Source organism: Priestia sp. ST2 (genome assembly GCF_055810735.1).
In genome coordinates this window covers 385,785-410,783 of record NZ_JBVVNT010000004.1, presented here as the reverse complement: position 1 = coordinate 410,783, position 24,999 = coordinate 385,785, and the positions used below count along the sequence as shown (strand labels likewise).

Sequence of the window (24,999 nt, the reverse complement as noted above, 5' to 3'; positions counted from 1 at the left end):
ATGAAGGCAGTCATGAAGGTAGAGCCAGGCTACGATAAGATGCTGTTAAAAACAATCCCTGAATTAGGAGTTCAGAAAAACCAAGTGAAGATTAAAGTAGCGTATACCGGAATATGCGGTACGGATATTCACACGTTTACAGGTCAATACAAAAATTCCCAGACGCCGGTTGTGCTTGGGCATGAGTTTTCCGGTATAGTCGTTGAAGTAGGGGAAGATGTAACAAAAGTAAAAGTTGGCGATAGAGTAACCAGTGAAACAACATTTGTGACGTGCGGAGAGTGTGATTATTGCTTAGAAAAAGACTATAATCTGTGCGCTCATCGAAAAGGGATAGGCACACAAATAAACGGCAGCTTTGCTGAATATGTTATTTCCCGTGAGGAAAGTGTCCATGTGCTGCCAGATACAGTCGACCTAAAAGCAGCTGCTTTAACTGAGCCTCTAGCTTGCTGCGTTCATGCAGCTTTAGAAAAAACGATTGTTAAAAAAGAAGATAAAGTATTAATTTTTGGTCCAGGTCCTATTGGTTTACTGCAAGCACAAGTTGTAAAAGCACAAGGAGCGTTTGTTATATTAGCAGGTATAACAAAAGATCAGAAGCGTTTAGAGTTAGCTAAGTCTTTAGGAATCGACGTAACTGTAGATATCCAAAAAGAAAGCTTAGAAGAAATTGTGCTGACCTATACAAAGGGATACGGTGTTGACAAGTTATTTGAGTGTTCAGGTGCTGTCCAGGCGTTAAACCAAGGGTTGCCTCTGGTTAAGAAAAAAGGAACGTTTGTACAAGTAGGAATTTTCTCCGAAAAATTAAACCTTTTAGATCAAGAATCTATCATCCAAAGAGAAATTACATATATTGGAACACGTTCTCAGAAACCAAGTTCTTGGCATATTGCTTTAAAACTTCTTGAGGAAAAGAAAATTAATACAGAGAAAATGATCACTAAAATTGTACCTCTTGATTATTGGCGTCAAGGATTCGAAGCCGTTCTATCAGGTAATGAAATAAAAGTGCTTGTTCAGTCGTAGAAACGAACTATATAAATAATGTAAATCAGGGAGGGAGGAAGTTTGAAAGATACCCAAATGGAAGCAGGTTTATATTGTAACAGTTGCAAAGAAGAGCTTCCTCACCACGTTTATTATATTAACGGCAAAATTGTACGCGTAGAGTGTCAAGAATGTAGGCGTACAATGGTATTTAAAGTTGATGTTTTGAAAGAGTTCTATAAAGAGGTCTACAAGCGTGTCTTTACTAAACCTAACCGAGTATCAAAAGAATATAAAAAAGATATAAATAGATTTTTAACTGGAATTCCGATAAGGTTAGTGAGCAAGCCTTATCGTCTAATGAAAGATTTTAATGAATCCATGCATACTATTCACCGTTACAAAAAACGAACTGCTAGAAAATAAAGGGCCGGATGCCTGTTGTTATAGCTGGTGCATCAATGCATTTTTTCTAGTTACATAAAAAAGCAGCTTTCTATACATGTATAGAAAGCTGCTTTTTTACGTGACAGTTTCAAACTTCAGGGTGTGAGGTGGGATAGTTTTTGTTTACCCGTCTATATCTAAATAAAACAATCTAAATGATAATGAAGTAGAAATTATTTATTCCGTTTGTTTATAAATTGTTTAAATATAAGAAGAAGCAGTTTAGCTTTGGAAAATAAGGGAAGAAGCATACTAACTTGCCTGTGTATATTTAGAAAAGGAGGGATAAAGATGTCGTTAGCTCATTTTGATGATATTTCAGAAATTTGCTATGCATGTGAAAAACAGCCTCTTGGGAAAAGACAAAAACGCATTGGCGTATGGACGGAAAAAGAAATGAGAAAGCCTGTTGAAGAGAGAGTAGAAAATCAGAAGGTGGTCGCACTTTCTCGTTAATGTAAAAAAGCCTTTAGCTCATCTAAAGGCTTTTTTACGTATTGGCGTTTGGACATGTGTGAAGGGTCACAGAAGCAATCGTTATAAATCTTCTAGTCTTTGAACTTTTTTGCCTTCTATTTTATGCTGTTCCATCGTTTCTTTTAACTCTTTGTTCGCCGTTGTCATCGTTGTTTCATTTGTTACGCCCATAAATGACCAGCCGTGAGATTCAAGCCAGTACTTGAATTCCCGCAAAAACTCTTCCTGCGTTCCTCCCGTATGATAAAAAGCTCCTTGAATTGTAATAGCCGGTTTCTCCGTGTTATACGTCACATACATTTTATTTGCACACATCCAAATAGACCTCCTTTATTAATAAACAAACGTAAATTGACAAAGAAGCGCTGAATCATTCCTCAATAGTTACACTATTTCTCTATTTGACTGCTGTTTTCCTTTTTATCTCTGCGATTAATCATAATTAAATCAAGTTTTTTACAGAAAGAGGAATGTAAGTAAACAGATAAAAAGCTCGTTTCGCAATGAAATCGTCATATTTCTACATATTCTTTAAGGGTCATGTAAAAGTTGTAACATAATGAATGGCACTGTAAGAAACTTAATCCAATTAGAACAAATGTTACTGTTTTTTTTAATGAAAAGGCGAATCTATGTGCTAAGGTAATAACAGGTTCAAATTTTAGGAGGTAGTTTTTGTGAGTAAAAAACGTGTAAAAAAATGGGCAGTTGCTTCTGCAGCGTCTGTAGCATTTCTAGCAAGTCAAGGAACAGCATCAGCAGCAGCTTCGCACAAAGTCGTAAAAGGAGATACCTTGTGGGGGCTTGGCCAACAAAATGGGGTTACGGTAGATGAGCTAAAAGGTGCTAATAACCGCCAAAACGACATGATTTACGTTGGAGAAACATTAACGATTCCTGACCAGGGACAAGCACAACCTGCCGCTAGTCCGGCAACATCTGTACATACAGTAGCACAAGGCGAAACGTTATATCATATTGCAACACAAAACGGCATGACTGTGGATCAGTTAAAAGCTGTTAACGGTTTACAAAGTGATATCATTACCATCGGACAAACGTTAAAACTTCAAGGAGAAGCACCGGCGCCGGCACAAACTGCTCCGTCTACATCGGTTTCTGCACAAGATCAAGATTTACTAGCAAGATTAGTAGAGGCAGAAGCAAAAGGTGAGCCGTACCAAGGAAAAGTAGCGGTAGCAATTGTGGTATTAAACCGTGTAGCTTCACCGGAATTTCCAAATAACATTCACGACGTTATTTATCAGCAGCTAGGAAACGGCGTATATCAATTTTCACCAGTAGCAAACGGCGCAATTAATCAACCTGCATCAGAAGAATCAAAACAAGCGGTAAGCGAAGCATTATCAAACCCGCATGAAAACGATGCGCTGTTTTTCTATAATCCGAAAATCGCTGAAAGCCAATGGGTTGCAACGCAGCAAGTAACGGCAGTTATCGGAAACCATGTATTTGCAAAATAAGTAGATTTCTTTCAAATATAAACATATATTTCATATATATGTAATGTTGATACAGAGAGACTGCCACAAAAGTATTTTGCTTAAAGTTAAATCCGAATCATTAATAACTATTAATGGTTCGGATTTTTTTGTTGTTATGGTAAACGCAGATTTCATATATGTAGTTACTTCTAGCTGTTAATTGGAGGGGAAGGCGAAGACTCCTGCGAAAAAAGCGGAAAGCGAGAAGCCTTGCACGGAAATCAAGATGGGCGTACCAAGCGATCCATACGAGTTAATGTATCTAATTTATTCATCTTTAGATTAATACAGTTATGTCTCAATCCTCTTTTAGATGAAGAGAGAAATAGCTATTTTTTAAGTCTAATTGAACCTTAAAATACCTTAACAGATCCATCTGTTAAGGTATTTTTTTGCTTAAATTTTGAGAAAACCATTGATTATTTAGAGAATAATGATATGATAAAGAAAGTCAATTGATAATGATAATCATTTACATGTGATGAAGGAGGAGATAACTAGACTTATAGAGGGAAGAAAGGAGTAAGGAAAGTTGAAGTTTTATCAGTTAATTCTTGTGTTTGCTGTACTAGCAGTTTCGTCTCTTTTTATAGGCGTACAAGATCTGTCAGCGACGGATCTCTTTCATTTAACAAAAGAAGAAAGTCAAACGCTGTTTTTTAGTCGTTTTCCTAGGCTTTTGAGCATTATTATGGCAGGAATGAGCCTTAGTATTTGCGGATTAATTATGCAGCAAATTACGCGAAATAAGTTTGTATCTCCAACAACGGCAGGAACGATGGACTGGGCAAGACTTGGTGTGTTGATTTCTCTACTAGTATTTGCTTCAGCAAGTCCTCTATTAAAAATGAGCATTGCTTTCATTTTCTCACTGGCGGGCAATCTATTGTTTATGAGAATACTAGACAGAATTAAATTTAACGATACGATTTATATTCCGCTAGTCGGTTTAATGCTCGGCAGTATCGTAAGTTCCTTAGCTACCTTCATCGCCTACAAATACGATTTGATTCAAAACCTTTCTTCATGGCTGCAAGGCGACTTTTCGCTAGTAGTCAAAGGGAGATATGAACTTTTATACCTGAGTATACCGCTCGTAATAATTGCTTATCTTTACGCAGATAAGTTCACGGTTGCTGGTATGGGAGAAAGCTTTTCAATCAATTTAGGCATGAAATACAAACAAATCGTAAACATTGGATTAGTCATTGTTTCGCTTATTACGTCGATTACGATTTTGACCGTTGGCATGCTGCCTTTTTTAGGATTAATCATTCCAAATATCGTATCGATTTACCGTGGAGATCATTTGCGAAAAAGCCTGCCTTATACAGCGCTGCTTGGAGCTGTGTTCGTACTGGCGTGCGATATTTTAGGCAGAGTCATTATTTTCCCTTATGAAATCTCTATTGGGCTAATGGTCGGTGTAATAGGAAGTGCGATCTTTCTTTTTATGCTGATAAGGAGAGGTCGTTATGCATAACAAACATAAAATCATCATTCTCGCCGCGCTGGCCGTTTTATCAGTGGCACTGTTTATCAGCTACGATTTAGGCTACTGGCAGTACACGCTGCCGCGAAGAATTGAAAAAGTTGCTGCGATTGTTTTAACCGGAGGAGCCATTGCTTTTTCATCCGTTATCTTTCAAACAATTACTAATAATCGAATTCTAACTCCTAGTATTCTAGGACTGGATTCACTGTATTTATTTCTGCAAACGTTTATTGTGTACATCTTTGGCTCGACGAATATTGTCATCATGAACAAAAATCTTAACTTTCTTCTTTGCGTTTCGCTGATGATTATCTTTTCGGTCTTGCTTTACATACTGATGTTCAAAAAAGCCGGTAAGAATATTTTCTTTATTTTACTGGTTGGAATTGTGTTCGGCACGTTATTTAAAAGCATGTCTTCATTTATGGAAATGCTGATCGATCCGAATGAATTTCAAGTTGTACAAGATAAATCATTTGCAAGCTTTAACAATGTTAATACCGATTTGCTATACATCGCAGCCGTCATATTTATCCTGCTTGGCATTTACGTGTGGCGCTTTACATCCATTTTTGATGTCCTGTCGCTTGGAAGAGAACATGCGGTAAATTTAGGTATTGATTATGACGGGCTCGTCAAAAAAATGCTGATTGTGATCGCCATTTTTGTCTCAGTGGCTACAGCGTTAGTTGGGCCGATTACCTTTCTTGGACTGCTTGTTGTGAACCTTGCGAGAGAGCTGTTCAAAACGTACAAGCACACCTATTTAATGATGGGATCACTGCTGCTTAGTGTTATAGCTCTCGTCGGAGGAGAATTTATCGTTGAAAAAGTGTTCACCTTCAGCACCACGCTGAGCGTCCTCATTGACTTTGCCGGCGGAATTTACTTTATTTATTTGCTGCTAAAGGAGAATAAATCATGGTAGAAGTAACAAATGTCAGTAAAACATACGGAGAAAAAACCGTTTTGGAAAAAACATCCGTCGTGATTCCAAAAGGGAAAATCACGTCATTTATCGGTCCAAACGGAGCGGGGAAAAGTACGCTGCTTTCAATTATGAGCCGTCTCATTAAAGCCGACTCAGGATCAATATCAATAGAAGGAAAAAATATAGAGAATATTGACAGCTCAGATTTAGCCAAAAAAATGAGCATTTTAAAACAGTCCAATCAGCTGAATATCAAGCTTAGCGTACGTGAACTCGTCAATTTTGGAAGGTTTCCTTATTCAAAAGGCCGGTTAACAAAAAGTGATGAACAAGCGGTTGATCAGGCGCTAAGTTATATGAAGCTTGAAAGTATTCAAGACAAATACTTGGATGAACTGAGCGGGGGACAGTGTCAGCGGGCCTTTATCGCTATGGTCATCGCACAGGACACGGAGTATATTTTCTTAGATGAACCGCTCAATAACTTAGATATGAAGCATTCTGTTGAAATTATGAAGCTGTTGAAACGTCTCGTAGAAGACTTAGGCAAAACGATTGTAATTGTCATTCACGATATTAATTTTGCGTCTGTTTATTCGGATTATATTGTGGCACTTAAAAACGGTGAAGTAATCTGTGAAGGCCCAACAGAAACCATCATTCAAACGTCTGTATTAAAGGATATATACGATATGGATATTCCAATCGAAACGGTTAACGGACAGCGTATTTGCGTGTATTTTTCATAAAATTTATTCATGAGGTGACGAAAGTGAAAAAAGTGTTAGTAATGTTTGCAGCAGTCTTAACTGCGATTGTTGTAGCTGCTTGCGGTAATCAAGGAGCAAAAGAAACAACAGGTGGAGAAAGTAAGCAAAAAGAAACGGTAACAGTAACCGATCAGTTCAATAAAGACGGAATTAAAATTAAGAAAAACCCTAAAAAAGTTGTAGTATTCAGCATGGGTGCACTTGATACACTAGATAAACTAGGGGTTGAAGTAGCGGGCTTGCCAAAACAAGCGATTCCTGAGTATTTATCAAAGTATCAAGATGATAAGTATGCGAATGTAGGTGGCTTAAAAGAACCTGATTTCGAAAAAATTGCAGAATTAAAGCCAGACTTAATTATTATTCAAGGCCGCCAAGCAGATTCATTTGATGAATTTTCAAAAATTGCGCCGACGATCTATATCGATACGGACAACCAGCACTATGTGAAGTCATTTAAAGAAAACACAAAAGTACTAGGACAAATTTTTAATAAAGAAGATCAAGCGAAAAAAGAGCTAGCAGCAATTGATAAGCAAATTGCAGATTTGAAAAAACAAGCGGACAAACTAGATAAAAAAGCGCTTGTAATGATGGCAAATGATAGCAAAATGACAGCGTTTGGTCCGGGTTCTAAATACGGATTAATCCACGACGTATTCGGTATTAAAGCAGCAGACGACAGTTTAGATCCATCCGCTAAGCACGGTCAAAGCATTTCATACGAATATTTAGTTAAGCAAAATCCAGACTACTTATTCGTCGTTGACCGCGGTGCAGCGATTGGTGAAAAATCATCCGCTAAACAAATTGTTGAAAATGAGTACGTAAAAGAAGTCAATGCGGTGAAAAACAATCACGTTGTGTATCTGGATCCAGGCCTTTGGTATTTATCTGGAGGAGGCCTTGAGTCAATGGCTGGCATGATTAAAGAAATCAAAGCAGGGATAGAGAAGTAATAGAAAAAAAGAGCTGGTTTTGACCAGCTCTTTTTTTTTTGCATTCAAAGTATTCACGGTTCCGTGACTGTAAAAAGACCGCTGCGAGCAGTTTTTTGCTTATAACAAAGGGTGTTATCCACGTTTTTCAATGAAGTTGTCTTTTAGCTACCTAGAATAAAAAGGCCGCATCTGGAAACAGTAGTTATGTGCACATGGTAGAAAGATGGCACGCTAAAATATGTTAAGAAGAAAAGCAACAGGTATGCAAGTGAATAATCATATAGGGGACAAAAATCTACATAAGCTAGTTCGAAAAACAAGCAATGTCAGTAAAAGGAGTGTTTGATATGTATTATTACAAAGAAGGATTAATCAATGGCATTAAACCGGATAAGCCCGATCCTGCGGCCGCGAAGGTACTGCAAGAAGCCTTAGGCGGGCAGTTTGGTGAAATGCGGACGATGATGCAATATTTCTTTCAAAGCTCTAACTTCAGAGGAAAAGAGACGCAGTATCGCGATTTAATGAAAGGTGTTTTTTTAGAAGAAATTGCTCATGTAGAACTCGTTCAAAATACCATTAATGCATTGTTAGATGAATCTGGCGGAGCCGGGGTAGGAAGTCAAGGTTCAGATCAGGCTCCTCTTGATGAAGCCGTAAAACATGCTAATCCTCATCACTATATCATGGGCGCTCAAAGCTCACTGCCAGTAGATGCGGGCGGAAATCCATGGAACGGCTCGTGGGTTTATAATCACGGAAATCTAGTGGCTGATTTGCTCAATAACGTTGTATTAGAATCAACCGGCGTTTTACAAAAAACAAGAATATACGAAATGAGTTCTAACCAAACGTTAAGAGAAACGCTAGGTTTCTTAATTGTTCGAGATAATGCTCATCAAAATGCGTTTGCAAAAGCTCTTGAAACATTAGGCGTGGACTGGGGAAAACTATTCCCTGTACCAAATTATGATATTAACAAATACCCTGAATGCAGAAAATTTGTCGAGATGGGGTATCATAACACGCAATTTGATTTTAGGTTAGATCCGCATCGAATGGGAGAAATATTCCAAGGGCAGACCCCAAGCAGAAATGGCGGAGACTTGAGCGTAACACCTCCACCGGAAGCTTTTCCAGTCCCTCATTTATCTGAAATGCCAAATGAGCATGCTCCAGGTTTAGGAGATATGAACGCATAAAAGTATGTGAATCGACTTTAATTAAACAAAGCTGAAATAAATAAAAAACATTGACTGAGAGCTCGTAGTCAATGTTTTTTTATTTGTTTTAGCGAAATTCTTTCATTTGTCTAGCGCAAAGCACATCCCGCCATTCCTGTAAGCGCATGATAAAGGGCTTTTTTACATCTGTTTGTGAATTTATTTGTTTTTTACAAGAAGAAAAGGGAATACTTTCTTTAATCGCTTGTGATAGAAAGCTAATAAGGGGTATGCTGCTATGAGTAACCAAAAAGATGAATTTTTATTTAAACGAGAGCTCTATCGCTTAGTACAAGAATACAAACGCTGCAAAGTTGAAGAAATTAGACGGGCAATTAAAAAGGATATTCTTCTTTTGAAGAAGGTTATAAATAACTAAAATAGATAAACACCGGCAAAAAAGCTCATGTTAGTTAATAAATGAGCTTTTTTTGCTGCTTTAAACTTGTTCAAACGAATTAGTATGTCTATAAATAGTCTCAGGAAGATGATGGACCATGTTAAACAGAGCTAACGCAGTTGTTTCTGGTTCTTCATAACGATAAATGATATCGTTTTCAATATCGCAGATTTGAAAACTGTTTAATTGTTTTGAATAACTTAGTGTAAACCTATTGGCAAGAGTATGAGTAATGTCGCTATCTCTATAATTTACTAAATTTGCTATCATGTGCTTAATTTCAGTTAGGTTCATCCACCAAGTCACCCTTTCATGTTATTGAAGTTATCATACCATGTACAGGTAGTTTGAATGTTTTTTTTTACAATTTGTAACAACAATTTTCAAAATGAAACATAAAGGTAATAAAAAGTTAAAACGAGCAGCTTAACGCAAGCTGAACATTTCCTATGAGGGGGTAGGATTTTCTTTGCAGTAGGTCAATTCCAACTTTTTATCTGCGATTTCTTTTAGCCCAATACGAATCATACTGAATACTAAAATCCATAATATAACCGTTAAAATTGTATGTCCAGCGGGCAACATACCTAGTATAGGTGAGTCCCAAAGAGCGTGCATAAAAACGACAAGCAAAAATACACCGAGAAATTTTGGTTTTATCAACATGCTCCACTGAAATTTCTTATTTCCTTGGACGATGCAGACGGCAGCGCCAGTCAAGGCAGCCCAAGCCACATGTCCTCCAGGAGCAAAAATACTGCGCCAAAGTATTGTAGAATAAAGCATGTGAAAGCTGCCTGAAAGAAGTGCCCTTAAAGCATAGCCAGCGGTTTCAAAAGCAGCAAAACCAGCTCCTATTGCAGCTCCCAAGAGGAGACCGTTAAGCACATATCTATATTTAAGATTGCGCACAAAATAAATAACCGCGATAACTTTAGCCAGTTCCTCGCATATTCCAATCACGATCACGTTTGTGTTATTTCCAAGAATATCATAAAACACAAGTGCTAATAAAAGTGAAAGGATTCCGCCAATAAAAACGATATAAACAATTTTGTAAATAGCAATATTCTGCGGAGCGTTCATTTCCCAAAAGAAAATAAGCGTAGTAAATGGCACTGCAAAAGCACCGACTACAATAAGACCGGGTATGAAGTTGATGTTTTCGAACAAGCTTACGCCTAGATATAGCCCTAAGTATGCGAGAAGCGCAATAAGAAAGACTCTTGCAAAAAGCCAAGGCTTTGGCCATGTATTTACAACTTCTTCTATTTTGGGAGTCGTAAGCCCTGTTCCTACAATAAAAAGCCGTTCAGCTTCCATTTCACTGTGCTGTCGGAAGACTCGAGAGAATATATTTCGAAATTTAGGTTCAACCGAACGTTCATTTCTTGGGATTTTATCAACACGATGGGCAAACAAGTAGAATATGCTGTAGTTTTCGTCGTGTTCCACGATTTCATGGCCGCAATTTAAGCAGAATTTTACCCCTTCCGGATTAGAATAAGCGCAATGGGGGCATTTCATTTATCTTCCTCCTTTTTCTAGATACAAATCGTTTGACGCTTGTCTTAGGACATCTTCTACATATATTATGTGAACTGATGAAAAAAGCATAAGAGGGTTTGATAGGTAATTTGCTTAAATAATGGAATGGTATGTGTATAAAAGACAGAAGCTATTGCTAAAAGAGACCTCATGAAACAAAAAAAGGCTGTGTCGTAAGCCGAACATTCGACTTACAGCACAGCCCTTTATATGATTGAAAATCTGGATTTAAGCCTGTTTTCTTTACAATGCTACTACGCAATAAAAAAGCTTCCTGAAATAAAAACGATGACACCAATGACCATCATTAATGTTTCGCGGTCTTTTTTTCCTGGTTTTTTATTAGCAGGAAGCAGCGATTTTGAAAGAGGCTTGGCAAAAATGATGACAAGCATGCAAACAGCAGCAAAGATGCCAAGCGCCACCTGAAAATTACCTTCAATAAAGACGCATGCCATTAAAAGTACAAGACTTATTTTTAGAAAAATTTTTGATAGGTTCACTATCAACACTCCTTTAGAACACTTAATACGAAAGACTTAGTGATTTTTTTATATGCCTGTTGTTTTCTACGGCTTGAAGAAGAAAGTGAGCGACGTCAGAACGGCTGATGTTGCGTCCGTTTTCTGGTATGCTAGCTTCTCCTATACGATAATACGTAGTTAATGGACCGCTCGTTAAACCCATTGGCCGAGCAACAGTCCAGTCGAGCCCGCTTACCTTCAAGAGCTTCACGGCTTCGTGATGATCGCGAAGCACATTTTTTAAAATACGCTGAGCAAGCCAGCCCGTCATGCCTGGAATTTCTCCGTCGATTCCGGCAGAAGCCGTGTAGGCGATACGCTGAATTCCGTTTTCATTCATACATTGAATCAGCAGATTTGTCGTTTCTACTAAAAGGGTAGAATGCCCTAGATTTTCGGTTCCAAGACAAGAAATTACTGCATCACACCCTCGCATGGCCTGACACACTTCATAATAATCAAGCACGTCGCCTTGTATGATGTGTACGTTCGCATGCGTTATCTTAAGCTTAGATGGGTTTCGTACAAATGCTTTTACATAATGTCCGTTTTTAATCGCTTGCCTTATTAATTCCTGTCCGGTCCTGCCGCTTGCGCCAATCAAAAAAATGTTCATACGATCAACCCTTTCGTTTCAATGTAGGTAGTAAAAACGAAATTTTCTTTTACCATAACACATTTTTCTCGATTTAGCTTGTCAAAACATAAAAGCTGCTTACGAGATTCACCAAAGTAAGAGGTATCCTCTGTTCTTTTTTAAAACTTATGTCATAGACTGTCTAGAAAACAAAGAAATGTACGAACGGTTTATAAAGGTGTTTAATGCTATAGAAGCGAAAGGGTATTATAGGAATAAGGGACGAACAGAAGGGGCGATGCACTATGAAAAAATTGGTAAGCCGAGCACGTATCATCATAGTACTAATAGGTTTTCCGCTCATCTTTTTCATTATGGCGCTTGTGACGGGTGAGTGGCGATATATGACTTGGACCATTCCGCCTGCACTGATGTCATGTTGGACGGCACTCTTTGTATTAAGGAAGCAAGAAGAAAGATAACAGGAAATTTGAACTATTGCATCGAATTTATAGAAAAAGTATAAAATGATAGAAAGCTATAGTAAGAAAATTTAATGAAGGACGGTGTGAAGATGAACGGACAACAGTTATTGTATGGGTTGCTTACGTCTAAAGGCGATATCCTAAGAGCTGCTTATGTGTTATGTGACCACCGCATTTATACGGAAATGTCAGCACAGTATCAGCAAACGGAGCATACGGATTTTCAAGCGTCATTGATAGAAGAAATGAAATTGCTTGAAAAACAGCCTGAAGTAGACATGCATCTGCATATTTTGCTTGAAATGGCGAAGTTTTTTGAACTTCCTGTTTCCCATGCTACAACAAATGGCGAGCTGTACGAGTTAAGCGATAACATTGGAAATTTGCTTGTATCTAAATACAATGAGCTGTTTTCAATTGCACGCTGTCATACGCTGGAAGACGTAATGCGCCATCAAATCCGACTGTTCTTTCATCTAATTGATTCGCAATACATGATTGCTACAAATCGTCAGCAAGCTGTGTTTCAGCAGCAGCTGATGAATTGGATTGAACAGCTGCCCCCCATGTATCAGGAAAGAATGATTGATGCATTAGGAGAATATCAGCAGGAAGCACTTGTGAAACTGCTGCAGAAAAAAGGGACAATTGAACTGTACAAACAGCTTCCTCCGCACGCATACCCTGCTATTTCAGACCTTATGGCAACCGTAATGAGTATCTTTATTCCCGTTAATTACCCGCCAGCACTGCTATTTAGTATGAATGCGCCGCTGTTTTTAATGGCGAGCTTTGAAAGTCATGAAATTATTGCAAAACGCAAAGAAGCTGGAACTTTTTTGCCGCTGTTATTGGTAGTTGTTCAGCTGATGTGGACGTACAAGCTTGAGCATCAGGATGAGCTGTTGAATTATCAGTCTCTGCTGATCAAGTGGTCATCTGTACACACAGCGTATCAAGATTATATGAAAAAGAAAGAGCAGTCACTGTTTGACCGTGAACGGTTAGACAGCTTTATTTATAAAACAGAGCAGTATGTTAAGCAGCTCCGAGCTACGGAGAAAAAGACGGTGAAGCAAATTGAAACTCTCAAAACAGCCATTCGCCATCAGCTTGATGAAATGGAGCTCACATCGTTAAACGGAGGGCTTGTGCTTCAAAAAATGATTGAAGAGCATGAATCATTAAAACAAGATGTAGAAGAACTGCAGCGCAAGCTTTCGATTAAAGGTGATTTCTTCTCTAAAGTAAGACTGACGTTCCGTTCTGCAGAACGAGCCGTCAAAAGCAAAGTGAAAGAAGTAGAGCGTAAAAAAGTGCTTATGCAAATGACGGACTTTATTTTAGCAAATCGCTTGCCCGTATGCGTGGATATTCAAAATGAAATTTATGATTATCAAGACGAGCTGACGACGACTATTTTTCAAATTAATCAGCAGGTCGAGCTGCTTGAAGAAACAAAACAAAGCCGTCAGCTAGCCGATGCAAAAGTACGCCGCTATGATCAAGAAATAAAGCGATTTGAACGGAACTACTATGGCTTAAAAGAAGGAACCGTTGAAGAGATGGCACAGTGAAACTGGGACAAACATATTTTATCCGAACGAGTTTGATTCTCCATCAAGAATCAAACTCGTTCGGATTTTTTTATGGTGATCGTGAACATAGGTTTTATATATGTAGCTGCTTCTAGCTGTTGATAGGAGAGCAAAGCCCTGCACGGAAATTAACAGCGATGTCTCAAGCGATCCATACGAACTCATTCACTCCATCTGTCTGTCTTTAGATTGGCGTAATTTAGTTATGTCTCAATCTTATTCTCTGTCTGTAGGAGCGGACAGCTGATCTTTATACTCATCTACATAGAGCATGCCGTTTGTTGACACAACTGCATACAGCACTTGGTTCAACTGAAGCTGACGATTTGAAAGCTCAAGGTTGATCCACTGTTCGGTATAGTGAGATGTTAAGTTTTTATGAATAATTTCTCCGTCCATGATGAGTTCTACCGGTAAACTCATTTCTTTAAACGGCTTAGACAAAACGTCCTGTTTGGCAATGTTTTGATAAGCAGTTTTCTTTAATACTGACAGTTTTCCGCTTACTTCTAAAACAGCAAATTCTACTTCAGCAATGTTGAACGTTCCTAGTTCTCGTAAATGCTGATTCAAGTCGTCAATAGAATATTTGACTTTTTTCATATTTGCTTCAAGAAGCTTTCCTTTTTCCATAATAACCGTCGGGCGTCCTGTAATCCATTTTCGCAAGCGCCTGCTTTTTAGAGCTGTTGATGCTAAAAGAAAATGAATGGCTACAAGAAAAGCAAAAGAAGCGAACATCGGCAGAAATTTTAATTTTAAATCAAATCCCATATTTGCGATGAACGACCCAATAATGATGGACATCGCAAATGTAAAATGATTATTATGCGTGTTAATTTGTTTTCCAATCAGGAAAGTTGTAATGCTTAAGATAATGAAAGAAACAAAGGTTCTAAGAAGGGACATGAGAATGTCTTCCATAGGTTGTGATGTCACCTGCTTTCTCATAAATAGAAAGAGTATCTATCTCTATAGCGTTATCCATTTAAAGGATCGTTATACAAGAAAAAACACCAAGAAGAAGTGCGGATAATGCGTTCACATTCGGCTGCTTAAAAAGGGGCGGAAAGGCTGTAGGTAAGGGATCAAAGCAAACAAAAAGAATGTGCAAATTCCTTTGAAATTTTTTGGAGGATTTGTTACAATAAAGGTGCTTATTTTTGTTCGGTAAGGATAGTTCGAAGTGTTCGTCTTGACTTATTGTAAGAGCAGGAATAGAGTAATACACAATGTGTGGATTGTCACACAAGGAGGAAAAGAGATATGTTACAAGGTAAAGTAAAATGGTTCAACGCTGAAAAAGGTTTCGGTTTCATCGAAGTAGAAGGACAAGACGATGTATTCGTTCATTTCTCTGCTATCCAAGGCGAAGGTTTCAAAACTTTAGAAGAAGGTCAAGAAGTTACATTTGAAATCGTTGAAGGCAACCGTGGACCACAAGCTGCTAACGTTCAAAAGTAATTTTTTTTATAAAGTTTAAGCCGATCAGCAGAACGTTTCTCTGGTCGTTCGTTAAACTAAACTGGGAGAAGGCCCCTTTTATAAAAGGGGTCTTTTCTTGTTCGCTTTTTACACCTTGTTGACGATTTCTTTGATTTTGTAGAAGTATTCAAATATGAAAAAAACTAGTCACGCAGTATAAAAAAAGCGTATAATGAAATGATGAAAATAGGAATTGTAGAGCAGAAAGGATTTTAAAACGTATGAACAACCAACTTCAAGAAACGATGGTCGATTCACGTCGTACATTCGCCATTATTTCTCACCCGGATGCCGGGAAAACAACGTTAACAGAAAAAATGCTGTTACTGGGCGGAATGATTCGTTCAGCCGGAACGGTTAAAGGAAAAAAATCAGGCAAGTTTGCTACATCTGACTGGATGGAAATCGAAAAACAACGTGGAATTTCGGTTACATCAAGTGTTATGCAGTTTGAGTATAAAGATCACTTTATTAACATCTTGGATACACCAGGACACGAAGACTTCAGTGAGGATACGTATCGTACCTTAACGGCTGTAGACAGTGCGGTCATGGTTATTGACGGAACGAAAGGGATTGAAGCACAAACGCTTAAACTTTTTAAAGTTTGTCGTATGCGTGGTATTCCTATTCTAACATTTATCAATAAATTAGACCGTGAAGGAAAAGAGCCACTTGAGCTGCTTGAAGAAATTGAAGATGTACTTGGTATTGAATCATACCCTGTAACGTGGCCAATTGGCATGGGGAAACGATTCCAAGGAACGTATGACCGTTTTTCAAAACAAATTGAAGTATACCAAGGAAACAAAGAGTCATATTTTGCAGACTTTGACGGTGAAAATATCGACGATGAAATTAAAAAACACGTCGATGAAATGTATTTACCAGGCTTAGTGGATGATTTATCTCTATTAGACGAAGCAGGTAATGATTTTTCAATTGAAAAAGTAAAGCAAGGCCTATTAACACCTGTTTTCTTCGGAAGTGCGATTGCAAACTTTGGTGTACAGTCTTTCTTTAATTCATTTTTACAATTAACATCACCGCCGCAGCCTCGTGAATCAACGAATGGCACCGTTCAGCCTACGGATGAAAACTTCTCAGGTTTCATCTTTAAAATTCAAGCGAACATGAACCCAGCTCACCGCGACCGCATTGCGTTCGTACGCGTATGTTCAGGGAAATTCGAGCGTGGAATGAACGTGACGTTAGCAAGAACGAACCGTAAAATGAAGCTAGCGCAGTCTCATCAGTTCTTGGCATCAAGCCGTGAAACAGTAGACACAGCGTATCCAGGGGATATCATTGGCTTGTATGACTCGGGTACGTATCAGATTGGCGATACCATTGTAGGAGAGGGAAAAGTATTCGAATTTGATGCTCTTCCAAAGTTCCCGCCTGAACTGTTTGTAAAAGTTCGTGCGAAAAATGCAATGAAATCTAAGCACTTTGAAAAAGGGATTAATCAGCTTGTACAAGAAGGAGCCGTACAGCTTTACCGTACGCCGTTCTTTGGAGATTATATTTTAGGAGCAGTCGGTGAACTTCAGTTCCAAGTGTTTGAACACCGTATGAAAGGCGAGTACAACGTCGATCTTGAATTCACGCGCATGTCTCATAACATTGCAAAATGGGTAGACAAATCAACAATTGAAGATCGCATGCTAGATTCTCGCGTGATGCTAGTAGAAGATCGTGATAAACATGCCGTTCTTATGTTTGAAAACGATTTTGTATGGCGTTTGTTCCAGGACAAATATCCATCTGTTAAATTCCTAGACCCGTTTAATCTATAAAAGAGTATAAAAAAAGGAAAACGATACATACTACTTTCATAAGTAGACAGTCGATTTTCCTCCTTTGCTTAAGAGTCAGTATTTACTGGCTCTTTTTTTAGTGAGCCACTGATTTTAAATTTAAAAGAATGACTCCTGCAATGATTAATACGATGCCAAATACCATCGTGAGACTGCCGCTTTCTTTCCAAATAACTACGCCAATCACAGCTGTCACAGCAGTTCCTACACCAGACCAGATGGCATACGCAACGCTGAGTGGAATGTGCTGAAGCGATGTGGAAAGCGCATAGAAAGCCAGACCAAACCCTAATAAAACACCAAGACTAGGCCAAAATTTTGTAAATCCGTTTGATGCTTTTAACATAGATGTGCCGAATAACTCTGAACTAATAGCAATGGCTAAAAATAAATAGGCTTTCATCGAAAACCCTCCTCTGTTAATTTCCGAAGTTGTTGTTGAATCTGTTTTTGCATGTCTGGATCCACGGGTGCGAGCCCAAACATTTGACTGAACCATAATCCGTCAGCTGCTAGGCGCACAATGGTAGCAAGGACTGGATTAATGTCGTCTTGTTCAATGTGCTGCTGCCACTTTTCGTATTGCTTTTGAAAGTGCTGCAGGAGTTCAGGATTGGTTGCAATACCTGCAAGTAACCCCGCGCTCATCACTTGTTCACGCTGAAGGTCATGAAGCGTCTCAGCGAGATAAGCCCGGCTCCATTTGCCAGGAGAATTGTCATGTTCAACTTGTACGTTTAGTCGGTCATCATATTTCTTTGTGACTGAATACAGCATTTGCTTAATCAATTCATCTTTTGAAGAGAAGTGATACAACAAACCGCCTTTACTGACGCCGGCTTCTTTTGCTACTTTTTCAAGCGTCAAATTTCCAACGCCGTCACGCTGTACAACCTGCGTAGCTGCAAGCAATATATCATCAAATGTAGACACACGAATTTCCTCCTTTTTGATTTTCCCTAGAATACTTTACCGTCTGGACGGTTTGTTTGGCAATACTTTTATTTCGAATTTCAAAAAAAATTTTTGTGCACACTAAAATATAAAGTATAAAAACAAAAATAAACGAGTAAACAAAGGGTTAATACCTTTACTATATGAAGAAAAAGAAAAAATAAAGCCTGGGTATATGAAAGATAAAAGAAAGGTGTGAAGAAACGGATGAGGGATGTGTATCAAAGTTTTCAAGAACTATCACAGTGTGAACGAGCGGGAATTGATTACGAAATAGAATGTGTCGTTCGCCGGAGAGAAATTGTCGTGCTTGCTATTCACGGAGGAACGATGGAAATTGGGACAGAAGAAGTAGCAGAAAAAATAGCAGAAAAGCTGAACGCAACGGTGTACGTATTTAAAACGCTGAAAACAGAAAATCCGTTTGAATTGCATGTTACGTCTGCAAACTACGATGAAGAAATGGCGCGTCATCTCGTTAAAAAATCAGAGGTCACGATTTCTCTTCACGGTGCCTACAGCGACGTCTGCACGACTTATATCGGAGGAAGAGACGAAAAGTTAGAAAAAGCGGTGCGTCATGCACTCTCAGGTTTTCCGATCAGTGAAACGCCCGTGCATTTAAAAGGCGTTTCACCTCGAAATATCGCAAACGGCAATCAGCGCCACAAAGGACTGCAGCTTGAAATAACCACTCCGCAGTATGAACAATTATTACAGAACAATCAGCTGTTTAACGAGTATGTGAATGCGGTAGTATCGGCTGTGAACTCAGTGATGTAAAGATAAATTCAACAGCTTCCTGTATATTGGCTGCAATAAAGGCTGCTTGTACGTCAGCCCATTTTTCCCGCACATGTAACGTGTCGTGCCCAGCTCCTGTTAACACTAAAATACATTGTGCTCCTGCTGCATGGGCCGCTACGAGGTCTTTCCACCGGTCGCCAATCACGATGCAATTAGCCAAATTTAAGCTGTGCTCCTCGGCTGCTTTTAACAGCATGCCCGGCCTTGGTTTGCGGCACGAACAATTGTCTGAATCTTCATGAGGACAAAGGTAAACAGCATCAAATCCAAAAGCTAAAAGCTCAGAGATAAACTGTGATTTCTTTACCTTTCCTTTTGTAATATCGGGCTGATTCGTAAAGGAAAACAGCGGAATGTTTTGTTTCTTTATGTCTATAATCGCTTGCTTTGCTTGGGGGAACAGCTGAAAATCACCTGGATATTGTATTTCATTACTGCCTCCAATCGTTCCGTCTCGGTCTAAAAATATTGCTTCAATCATATTCTTCACCTCTTTTTCTATCATAATATAAAACAGGATTAATTTGGTAAAAACTTTGTTTTTTGAAAAAAATCAAAGAAATATGACTGTCTTTTTACTTCTCATCATATGGATAAGTTAAATAGAAGTGGTGAGGAGGGGAAGACAAGTGAACGAAGAATCGTTTTATTCACCATTTATAAGCGAAGACGGAAAGAAAAAAACAATTGGAGAAATTGAGTTTTCAGATGTGCAGCGCATGATGAAAAAACATTTAGAAGAAGGCTATCAGCTTGAGTTCAAGCGCGAAGTAAGCTCAACGGTCAAACGGAAAATCCCAAATATCATCGCTTCGTTTGCCAATGAAAAAGGAGGGTGGCTTATTTTTGGCGTAGATGAAGACGACCATTCCATTAACCTGCTCGAGCGCAAAGAATATGAGCTGTTTATTAATAATATGCTTAAAGATGTCACCAATCCCATTCCTCGTATCGTTACGCGTTTTTTATCACCTGAAGATCACCCCGGGCAAGGTGTTTTTGTTATTTGGATTCCCGAAGGCCCGAACCCTCCGTACATGTCTTACGGGAAAATTTACAGAAGAATTGGAAGCGGCACATCTCCCGTTACGGAAATCGATGATCGCTATCATTTAGATCGACTCTATCAAAAATCCGAGGATCAAACGCAGCGAATAGAGGAATTTTGCACAAAAGAACTGTCTATCTATAACAGAAAATGGCCGATGCACGGGAAAAGCTATATTCATTACGGGATGTGTAATATGTACGTGCTGCCACTATATGATTTGCATTTAGTTGAACAAATGGAAGAAGAACGGTTAAAGCAATATATTTTAAGCAAGTCTAGCGAGCCAAAATACTATCGTTTGGACGACGAGAGTACGGTGATGCTGCATACACCGTTTGTTAAAGCCTCTTATTCAGCGGAATCCATCATTTTTCGAAGCACAGATGTGATTGATGCGTATGATAAAACAATTGCGTGGGAGCAGTTTTATAACGGATCAGCTAAGTTTCATATTCCTATTCCGTACATGGAAGAATCAAAACCAATTCATGACGTATTAAAGTCAAGTATTTCAAGCTACATCGATGAGACGATTTTTGAGCAGTTTCAATATATAAACGGACCCTTTTTTCTCACATCTTTAATCAGCTGCATCGGCGGATACATTGATTGTATGATGGAATTAAAAGCAGAGCTGGAAGATATGATTATTGTGATTGACTTAGAGAACGTTCGAAACGATGTGCTTTACTTTCCACATGAGCAATTTCAAACATTTCTAGAAGAAGAAGGGCTCGTCTTTTCAGATAAAAAGCAATATCGATTTAATCGATCATTTAAAACAACAAAATTAGGAGGGAATCTGGAGCTTCTTGCCTACGTTGATTATATCGTGACAGCGTTTGGCCTTTCAAAAAACCAGTCCATTGACTTTCTTAAACACTCATTAAATCAAGGATAAAATATACAATTTTTTGACAATAACTAAAAAAATGACAAAAGTGAAAAAAAGTATGATAATATCTTTCGTAAGTAATGAGCAAGTAAAGAAGAGAAAGGGGACTCTTTTTTACGGATGCCGTTGCTAGGTAGGGTTAAACATAAGGGGAGAAAAGGCAATGAAAAAAGCGACATCCATACTTCTAATTGTCCTAGCACTGGCTGGGTTAGGAGGAGTATGCGCTGCTTATTACCATTTGGAGCAGCAAAAGCAAACGGAAGAAATGACGTATGAACAGAAGTACATAACCGTAAGAAATGTATGAAAAAACCAGCCGATCGGCTGGTTTTTTTGGGGTTTCAAGTCATAGTAAGTAAAATAAAGATTTTGCTTGTTCAGTTTTTTTAAATAACTCCAATGATGTATAGACGCAAAATAGAAAGCCAACGCTTGAAAAAACAAAAAACAAGCGGAGAAAAGGGCGTTTTCTTTGAATGCGAAAGTACGTAAAAACAGCGAGTGAACATACAAGCAGTACGCTCATAGCAGCAAATCGAATCGCGAGGTCTGCTAAATCATCAACCGTACGCTGAAACAATTTTAGCGTTTCATCGTTCAAATCAGTCTCAGGAATGTTCGTTTTGTCTTGCTGATTTAACACCCCTACATCCCATTTTTCTCGACTATAATCATGAGAAACCGTGTAGTAAAACGGACCAAGCTTTTTTTCATCTGCACCGTCGTCAGCAAGTGCTGAAGCTGGGTGCATGAATGCTAGAACAAAAAATAAAAAGCTCCACTTTCTCATTACCAAAGCCTCTTTCTAACTCAGACTATCTCCCATTATAAACCAAAAATTTTTATGTTTCCATCATCCCTCTTTCCTATTTCCATTTCTATATATAAAGTGAAAGGGGGAATAAAAGATGGCAGAAAAAATTCAGCATTCAAGCCAGCTTCGCTTAGTATTAGAACAAGGAATAAAAGAGGATGGAAAACCCGATTTAAAGACAAAATCCTATATGAACATTCAGCCTGGAAGTTCTGCAGATGCACTCATTACAGCAAGTGAAACCATTGCCAGCCTGCAGTCACTGCCGCTTGTTGAAATCAACGAAGTTGTCACGTTTTCACTTTTAAAATAAGAAAAGAGGTAGAGTATGAAAACTTTAACGATGCAGTTTTTGAATGAGTCACAAAAAGCAGTAAGCCTATCGATTGAATCACCTAAAGATACGTTAGACGCGGCAGCCATTACAGCAGCAATGAACGCGCTGATCGCAAGCGATGTCTTTACTTCAAGCGGCGGAGCACTCGTTTCCAGAAAAGGCGCTCAAATCGTCGAGCGAAATGTAACCGAATTTACGATTTAAAAATGAAAGTCCTTCCACTTCGGTGCGAAGGGCTTTTTTAAAAGGAGAGAGGAAGATGACAGAGTGGTTTACGCTTATCTCAGACGTTGGTTTTCCCGTTGTGGTGACGCTTTATTTACTTCACCGAATTGAAGCCAAGCTCGATACAGTTGTGCTATCCATTCAGCATTTAACCGATGAAGTAAAAAAGTGATTATGACAATTGTAAGGCAGTTGTCATGGAAAAGTTGACGGATTTGACACCTCACACTACAATTGGTAGTGTGAGGTGTCGAATATGAAAATTGAAAAATTCAAATTTAACGAAACCGGCCTTAATCGCTTTTTTGGCCCGCTTGAAGCAAAAATTATGACGGCTTTATGGAACGGAAGTGAAATGTCCATTAAAGATGTGCAGCACGTGCTTGAGAAAGAAAAAGCAGTGAACTTCAACACCGTTATGACCGTTATGAATCGATTGGTGGAAAAAGGCGTGTTGCAAAAGCGTTTAAAAGGACGTACGTCGATGTATCAGCCGATTCTCTCTAAAGAGGAATTTATCGACGCTCAGTCGAAAGAGTTAACGCACGAATTGATCGACGAATTTGGCTCGCTTGCTGTTACTCATATGCTTGATGCGTTAGAAGAAGTTGATGATTCACTGTTAAGCATGCTCGAATCAAAAGTCAAACAGTTAAAAAAGGATGAATAATCAATGAATCAAGGAATACTAAAGCGTTCTAAGCTTATTTTTAACCTGTGCTTTTTTATTGCCGTGACGTTGCTTATGCAAATGGGCATGTATGTGCTGCATTTGCTGTTTGGATGGAATTTATCGTTTAACTTAATTTTACTTTGTAACAAAGTAGCCCACTTTTTCGGCTTGTTTTTTATTGAATACATGCTGAATGCGGTTATTTTTCATACGATGTTTGTACTGTTCATTAAAGCTGTAAAGCAAGTGATTCAAATGCGGAAAGTCCGTAAAATGATTACGAAGCTGCGAAATGAAACAACAACGGCTCACCTGCAAAAAGCGTACGGAAAGAATTTAACAGTTTTAACAACAGATCAGCCCATTGCATTAACAATGGGATTGTTTACACCGCACATCGTTCTGTCTACAGGGTTGCTCTCGGTGCTTGATGAAAATGAACTAGAAGCTGTTATTTACCACGAGCAGTCACATGTTGCAAATAAAGATCCGCTCAAAACATTTTTACTAAGCACGCTTGCTTCTGCATTATGGTATATTCCGTTTATTAAATGGAGCCATAAACGTTTCAAAGTCATGCGTGAAGTGCTGGCTGATCAAGATGCCATTGTGAAAAATGGCACGTCTGCTCACATCGGTAGCGCCCTTTTAAAAATGGTTAAAACGGGACAGACAAGTCTTTCGTGTGCGCACGTATCGTTTGCTGATACGTCGGTTAATTATCGCATTCAATATATTTTAAATCCGGAAACGAAAATGCCGATGCAGCCTCCTGTTATTTTAACGCTGACGTCGCTATACGTGTTTTTTATTTTGTGTGCGCTAATTTTTACCGCTCTAACAGCTTTGTAAGTTTGTAAGAGAGAAAGAAAAGAAGGAGATGAGATTGTGTCAAAAGCAAAGAAAAAGAAAAAAGTAACGCCCAATCAGCAAACGTCCTCGAGCAAGTGGATTTTTTGGGTGATTGGAATTATTGCGGTCTGTATTTTAGGGTTAATCGTCCTTTCTAATATGTCAAAGGGCGGAGGAGATGAAAAGGCCGCTCTTACATATGATAATCAGCCGTATCTTGGAAAAGAGTCAGCTCCGGTAGAAGTGGTAGAGTTTGGAGATTACAAATGTCCGGCTTGTAAAAACTTCACGGAATCCTTTTTCCCGCTGATTCAAAAAGATTATGTAGATACAGGCAAAGTCAAATTCTACTTTATGAACTATGCGTTTATCAACAATGACTCATCTCGTGCAGCAGAGTTTGCCGAGACGGTATATAAAGAGCTTGGGAACGATACATTTTGGAAATTCCATGAACTTCTTTATAAAAAGCAAAACGCAGCGGATGAAAAGAAAGATGTCTTAACGGAATCTTACTTAGAAGATACGCTGAAAGAAGTATCTAGCGATGCCGATGCGAAAAAAGTAGCGAGTGCTTTTAAAGATGGAAAAGGAAAAGATGCGTTTGATCAAGATATGAAGACAGCCAATAACTTAGGCATCACAGGTACACCAACCATTTATGTAGGCGGCAAAAAATTCGAAGGAAAAACAATCAATGACTTTGATCAAATGGTCAAAGATGCGGCTAAGGAGAACAAATAATGAACAAGTCTTTGGTCTTCGGGTGGATTACAGCGCTTATCGCGATGCTTGGAAGCTTGACGTTTAGTGAAGTTCTTCACTTTATTCCGTGTGAACTTTGCTGGTATCAGCGAATTTTAATGTATCCGCTCGCGATTGTGCTAGGTGTAGCCGTGTATCGGAATGATACGTTCATCTACAAATACGTCCTGCCGTTTTCAGTGATTGGTATGGCGCTTTCAGGCTATCATTATTGCCTGCAGAAGATACCGGCTCTTAAAGCATTTGAAACGTGTACAAGCGGTGTTCCTTGCTCAGGTCAATATATTAACTGGCTTGGATTTATCACCATTCCTTTTTTAGCGTTTATTGCGTTTACTGTCATTACAATTATGATGCTTGTTCTTCGCAAGCAGGCGAAAAAAGCTTAACCTCCGGGTTAAGCT

Annotated in this window: 34 protein-coding genes; 24 read left to right on the top strand and 10 right to left on the bottom strand. The window is 38.7% G+C overall.

Annotated features, from left to right (window positions below; genetic code table 11):
• The 3 genes from AC0KUU_RS19385 (at position 1) to AC0KUU_RS19375 (ending at position 1,896) form a co-directional block, all read left to right on the top strand.
• On the top strand, positions 1-1,032 hold the full coding sequence (locus tag AC0KUU_RS19385; protein ID WP_097822770.1) for a zinc-binding dehydrogenase: 1,032 nt from the start codon (positions 1-3) through the stop codon (positions 1,030-1,032).
• A gap of 42 nt (positions 1,033-1,074) precedes the next feature.
• Positions 1,075-1,419 carry a hypothetical protein gene (locus tag AC0KUU_RS19380; RefSeq protein ID WP_013057895.1) on the top strand — a complete coding sequence of 115 codons (345 nt, stop codon included), beginning with the start codon at positions 1,075-1,077 and terminating at the stop codon, positions 1,417-1,419.
• Between the two features lie 312 nt (positions 1,420-1,731).
• Positions 1,732-1,896, top strand: coding sequence for a hypothetical protein (locus AC0KUU_RS19375; protein ID WP_013057894.1), 165 nt, complete (start codon positions 1,732-1,734; stop codon positions 1,894-1,896).
• Positions 1,897-1,977: 81 nt separating this feature from the next.
• On the opposite strand, the gene AC0KUU_RS19370 is transcribed toward AC0KUU_RS19375, so the two are convergent.
• Positions 1,978-2,232, bottom strand: coding sequence for a hypothetical protein (locus tag AC0KUU_RS19370; protein WP_013057893.1), 255 nt, complete (start codon positions 2,230-2,232; stop codon positions 1,978-1,980).
• A gap of 362 nt (positions 2,233-2,594) precedes the next feature.
• On the opposite strand from AC0KUU_RS19370, the gene AC0KUU_RS19365 reads away from it, so the two are divergent.
• From AC0KUU_RS19365 to AC0KUU_RS19335, 7 genes are all read left to right on the top strand, one after another.
• Positions 2,595-3,401, top strand: coding sequence for a cell wall hydrolase (locus AC0KUU_RS19365; protein WP_097822769.1), 807 nt, complete (start codon positions 2,595-2,597; stop codon positions 3,399-3,401).
• A 553-nt stretch (positions 3,402-3,954) separates the two neighbouring features.
• Positions 3,955-4,905: an ABC transporter permease gene (locus AC0KUU_RS19360; protein ID WP_043981405.1), complete on the top strand. Its 951-nt coding sequence runs from the start codon at positions 3,955-3,957 to the stop codon at positions 4,903-4,905.
• Positions 4,898-5,845 carry an iron chelate uptake ABC transporter family permease subunit gene (locus tag AC0KUU_RS19355; protein ID WP_322552245.1) on the top strand — a complete coding sequence of 316 codons (948 nt, stop codon included), beginning with the start codon at positions 4,898-4,900 and terminating at the stop codon, positions 5,843-5,845. Before AC0KUU_RS19360 ends, AC0KUU_RS19355 begins: the two co-directional genes overlap by 8 nt.
• Positions 5,839-6,597: an iron ABC transporter ATP-binding protein gene (locus AC0KUU_RS19350; RefSeq protein WP_237074394.1), complete on the top strand. Its 759-nt coding sequence runs from the start codon at positions 5,839-5,841 to the stop codon at positions 6,595-6,597. Before AC0KUU_RS19355 ends, AC0KUU_RS19350 begins: the two co-directional genes overlap by 7 nt.
• Positions 6,598-6,620: 23 nt before the next feature.
• Positions 6,621-7,577 (top strand): siderophore ABC transporter substrate-binding protein, encoded by a 957-nt coding sequence (locus tag AC0KUU_RS19345; protein ID WP_043981408.1) that lies wholly within the window; start codon positions 6,621-6,623, stop codon positions 7,575-7,577.
• Positions 7,578-7,906: 329 nt separating this feature from the next.
• Complete coding sequence (locus AC0KUU_RS19340; RefSeq protein ID WP_013057886.1) at positions 7,907-8,761, top strand: manganese catalase family protein; 855 nt, start codon at positions 7,907-7,909, stop codon at positions 8,759-8,761.
• Positions 8,762-9,020: 259 nt separating this feature from the next.
• Positions 9,021-9,161, top strand: coding sequence for a hypothetical protein (locus tag AC0KUU_RS19335; RefSeq protein ID WP_013057884.1), 141 nt, complete (start codon positions 9,021-9,023; stop codon positions 9,159-9,161).
• A gap of 468 nt (positions 9,162-9,629) precedes the next feature.
• Here AC0KUU_RS19335 and AC0KUU_RS19330 read toward each other — a convergent pair whose 3' ends face one another.
• From AC0KUU_RS19330 to AC0KUU_RS19320, 3 genes are all read right to left on the bottom strand, one after another.
• Positions 9,630-10,709, bottom strand: a complete 1,080-nt coding sequence (locus AC0KUU_RS19330; RefSeq protein ID WP_322552244.1) for a PrsW family intramembrane metalloprotease — start codon at positions 10,707-10,709, stop codon at positions 9,630-9,632.
• Between the two features lie 275 nt (positions 10,710-10,984).
• Positions 10,985-11,233: a hypothetical protein gene (locus AC0KUU_RS19325; RefSeq protein WP_013083940.1), complete on the bottom strand. Its 249-nt coding sequence runs from the start codon at positions 11,231-11,233 to the stop codon at positions 10,985-10,987.
• A 22-nt stretch (positions 11,234-11,255) separates the two neighbouring features.
• Positions 11,256-11,870, bottom strand: a complete 615-nt coding sequence (locus AC0KUU_RS19320; RefSeq protein ID WP_043981411.1) for an NAD(P)-dependent oxidoreductase — start codon at positions 11,868-11,870, stop codon at positions 11,256-11,258.
• 266 nt (positions 11,871-12,136) lie between these two features.
• Between AC0KUU_RS19320 and AC0KUU_RS19315 the strand changes: the two genes are divergently transcribed.
• Both AC0KUU_RS19315 and AC0KUU_RS19310 read left to right on the top strand, forming a co-directional pair.
• The gene (locus AC0KUU_RS19315) at positions 12,137-12,313 is read left to right on the top strand and encodes a hypothetical protein (protein ID WP_473452947.1); all 177 of its coding nucleotides are present in this window, start codon (positions 12,137-12,139) and stop codon (positions 12,311-12,313) included.
• Between the two features lie 92 nt (positions 12,314-12,405).
• Positions 12,406-13,893, top strand: coding sequence for a hypothetical protein (locus AC0KUU_RS19310; RefSeq protein WP_097822761.1), 1,488 nt, complete (start codon positions 12,406-12,408; stop codon positions 13,891-13,893).
• A gap of 18 nt (positions 13,894-13,911) precedes the next feature.
• Here AC0KUU_RS19310 and AC0KUU_RS19305 read toward each other — a convergent pair whose 3' ends face one another.
• Both AC0KUU_RS19305 and AC0KUU_RS19300 read right to left on the bottom strand, forming a co-directional pair.
• Positions 13,912-14,079 (bottom strand): hypothetical protein, encoded by a 168-nt coding sequence (locus AC0KUU_RS19305; protein ID WP_162214562.1) that lies wholly within the window; start codon positions 14,077-14,079, stop codon positions 13,912-13,914.
• 51 nt (positions 14,080-14,130) lie between these two features.
• Positions 14,131-14,853: a DUF421 domain-containing protein gene (locus tag AC0KUU_RS19300; RefSeq protein ID WP_237074396.1), complete on the bottom strand. Its 723-nt coding sequence runs from the start codon at positions 14,851-14,853 to the stop codon at positions 14,131-14,133.
• Between the two features lie 327 nt (positions 14,854-15,180).
• On the opposite strand from AC0KUU_RS19300, the gene cspD reads away from it, so the two are divergent.
• Together cspD and AC0KUU_RS19290 are read left to right on the top strand one after the other, a co-directional pair.
• Positions 15,181-15,378 carry a cold-shock protein CspD gene (gene cspD / locus AC0KUU_RS19295; RefSeq protein WP_013057877.1) on the top strand — a complete coding sequence of 66 codons (198 nt, stop codon included), beginning with the start codon at positions 15,181-15,183 and terminating at the stop codon, positions 15,376-15,378.
• Positions 15,379-15,620: 242 nt separating this feature from the next.
• Complete coding sequence (locus tag AC0KUU_RS19290) at positions 15,621-17,198, top strand: peptide chain release factor 3 (protein ID WP_016764821.1); 1,578 nt, start codon at positions 15,621-15,623, stop codon at positions 17,196-17,198.
• Positions 17,199-17,295: 97 nt separating this feature from the next.
• Here AC0KUU_RS19290 and AC0KUU_RS19285 read toward each other — a convergent pair whose 3' ends face one another.
• Together AC0KUU_RS19285 and AC0KUU_RS19280 are read right to left on the bottom strand one after the other, a co-directional pair.
• Positions 17,296-17,622 (bottom strand): DMT family transporter, encoded by a 327-nt coding sequence (locus tag AC0KUU_RS19285; RefSeq protein WP_013057875.1) that lies wholly within the window; start codon positions 17,620-17,622, stop codon positions 17,296-17,298.
• The gene (locus tag AC0KUU_RS19280; protein ID WP_322552243.1) at positions 17,619-18,152 is read right to left on the bottom strand and encodes a TetR/AcrR family transcriptional regulator; all 534 of its coding nucleotides are present in this window, start codon (positions 18,150-18,152) and stop codon (positions 17,619-17,621) included. The genes AC0KUU_RS19285 and AC0KUU_RS19280 overlap by 4 nt, the downstream gene beginning before the upstream one ends.
• A gap of 228 nt (positions 18,153-18,380) precedes the next feature.
• Here AC0KUU_RS19280 and AC0KUU_RS19275 point away from each other — a divergent pair, with 228 nt between their 5' ends.
• Positions 18,381-18,956 (top strand): poly-gamma-glutamate hydrolase family protein, encoded by a 576-nt coding sequence (locus AC0KUU_RS19275; RefSeq protein ID WP_043981415.1) that lies wholly within the window; start codon positions 18,381-18,383, stop codon positions 18,954-18,956.
• On the opposite strand, the gene AC0KUU_RS19270 is transcribed toward AC0KUU_RS19275, so the two are convergent.
• On the bottom strand, positions 18,907-19,461 hold the full coding sequence (locus AC0KUU_RS19270) for an HAD-IIIA family hydrolase (protein ID WP_043981416.1): 555 nt from the start codon (positions 19,459-19,461) through the stop codon (positions 18,907-18,909). The two genes, AC0KUU_RS19275 and AC0KUU_RS19270, sit on opposite strands and share 50 nt — an antisense overlap.
• A 148-nt stretch (positions 19,462-19,609) precedes the next feature.
• Here AC0KUU_RS19270 and AC0KUU_RS19265 point away from each other — a divergent pair, with 148 nt between their 5' ends.
• Complete coding sequence (locus AC0KUU_RS19265) at positions 19,610-20,932, top strand: AlbA family DNA-binding domain-containing protein (protein WP_043981417.1); 1,323 nt, start codon at positions 19,610-19,612, stop codon at positions 20,930-20,932.
• A gap of 157 nt (positions 20,933-21,089) precedes the next feature.
• On the top strand, positions 21,090-21,236 hold the full coding sequence (locus AC0KUU_RS19260) for a hypothetical protein (protein ID WP_322552242.1): 147 nt from the start codon (positions 21,090-21,092) through the stop codon (positions 21,234-21,236).
• A 39-nt stretch (positions 21,237-21,275) separates the two neighbouring features.
• Here the strand turns inward: AC0KUU_RS19260 and AC0KUU_RS19255 are convergent, their stop codons facing one another.
• Positions 21,276-21,719, bottom strand: a complete 444-nt coding sequence (locus AC0KUU_RS19255; RefSeq protein ID WP_322552241.1) for a hypothetical protein — start codon at positions 21,717-21,719, stop codon at positions 21,276-21,278.
• A 118-nt stretch (positions 21,720-21,837) separates the two neighbouring features.
• Here AC0KUU_RS19255 and AC0KUU_RS19250 point away from each other — a divergent pair, with 118 nt between their 5' ends.
• The 7 genes from AC0KUU_RS19250 to AC0KUU_RS19220 all read left to right on the top strand — a co-directional run bounded on the left by AC0KUU_RS19250 (position 21,838) and on the right by AC0KUU_RS19220 (position 24,984).
• Positions 21,838-22,056: a DUF1659 domain-containing protein gene (locus AC0KUU_RS19250; protein WP_013057868.1), complete on the top strand. Its 219-nt coding sequence runs from the start codon at positions 21,838-21,840 to the stop codon at positions 22,054-22,056.
• 15 nt (positions 22,057-22,071) lie between these two features.
• A complete protein-coding gene (locus tag AC0KUU_RS19245) occupies positions 22,072-22,284 on the top strand; it encodes a DUF2922 domain-containing protein (protein WP_034650620.1) in 213 nt (70 codons plus the stop codon).
• 55 nt (positions 22,285-22,339) lie between these two features.
• Complete coding sequence (locus tag AC0KUU_RS19240; RefSeq protein WP_013083928.1) at positions 22,340-22,477, top strand: YvrJ family protein; 138 nt, start codon at positions 22,340-22,342, stop codon at positions 22,475-22,477.
• An 84-nt stretch (positions 22,478-22,561) separates the two neighbouring features.
• Positions 22,562-22,975, top strand: coding sequence for a BlaI/MecI/CopY family transcriptional regulator (locus tag AC0KUU_RS19235; RefSeq protein ID WP_013057865.1), 414 nt, complete (start codon positions 22,562-22,564; stop codon positions 22,973-22,975).
• 3 nt (positions 22,976-22,978) lie between these two features.
• Positions 22,979-23,830: a M56 family metallopeptidase gene (locus AC0KUU_RS19230; protein WP_013083927.1), complete on the top strand. Its 852-nt coding sequence runs from the start codon at positions 22,979-22,981 to the stop codon at positions 23,828-23,830.
• 36 nt (positions 23,831-23,866) lie between these two features.
• Entirely contained in the window at positions 23,867-24,574 is a 708-nt protein-coding gene (locus AC0KUU_RS19225) for a DsbA family protein (protein ID WP_165574945.1), read from the top strand.
• Positions 24,574-24,984: a disulfide oxidoreductase gene (locus tag AC0KUU_RS19220; protein WP_043981422.1), complete on the top strand. Its 411-nt coding sequence runs from the start codon at positions 24,574-24,576 to the stop codon at positions 24,982-24,984. Before AC0KUU_RS19225 ends, AC0KUU_RS19220 begins: the two co-directional genes overlap by 1 nt.
• Positions 24,985-24,999: the final 15 nt, after the last annotated feature.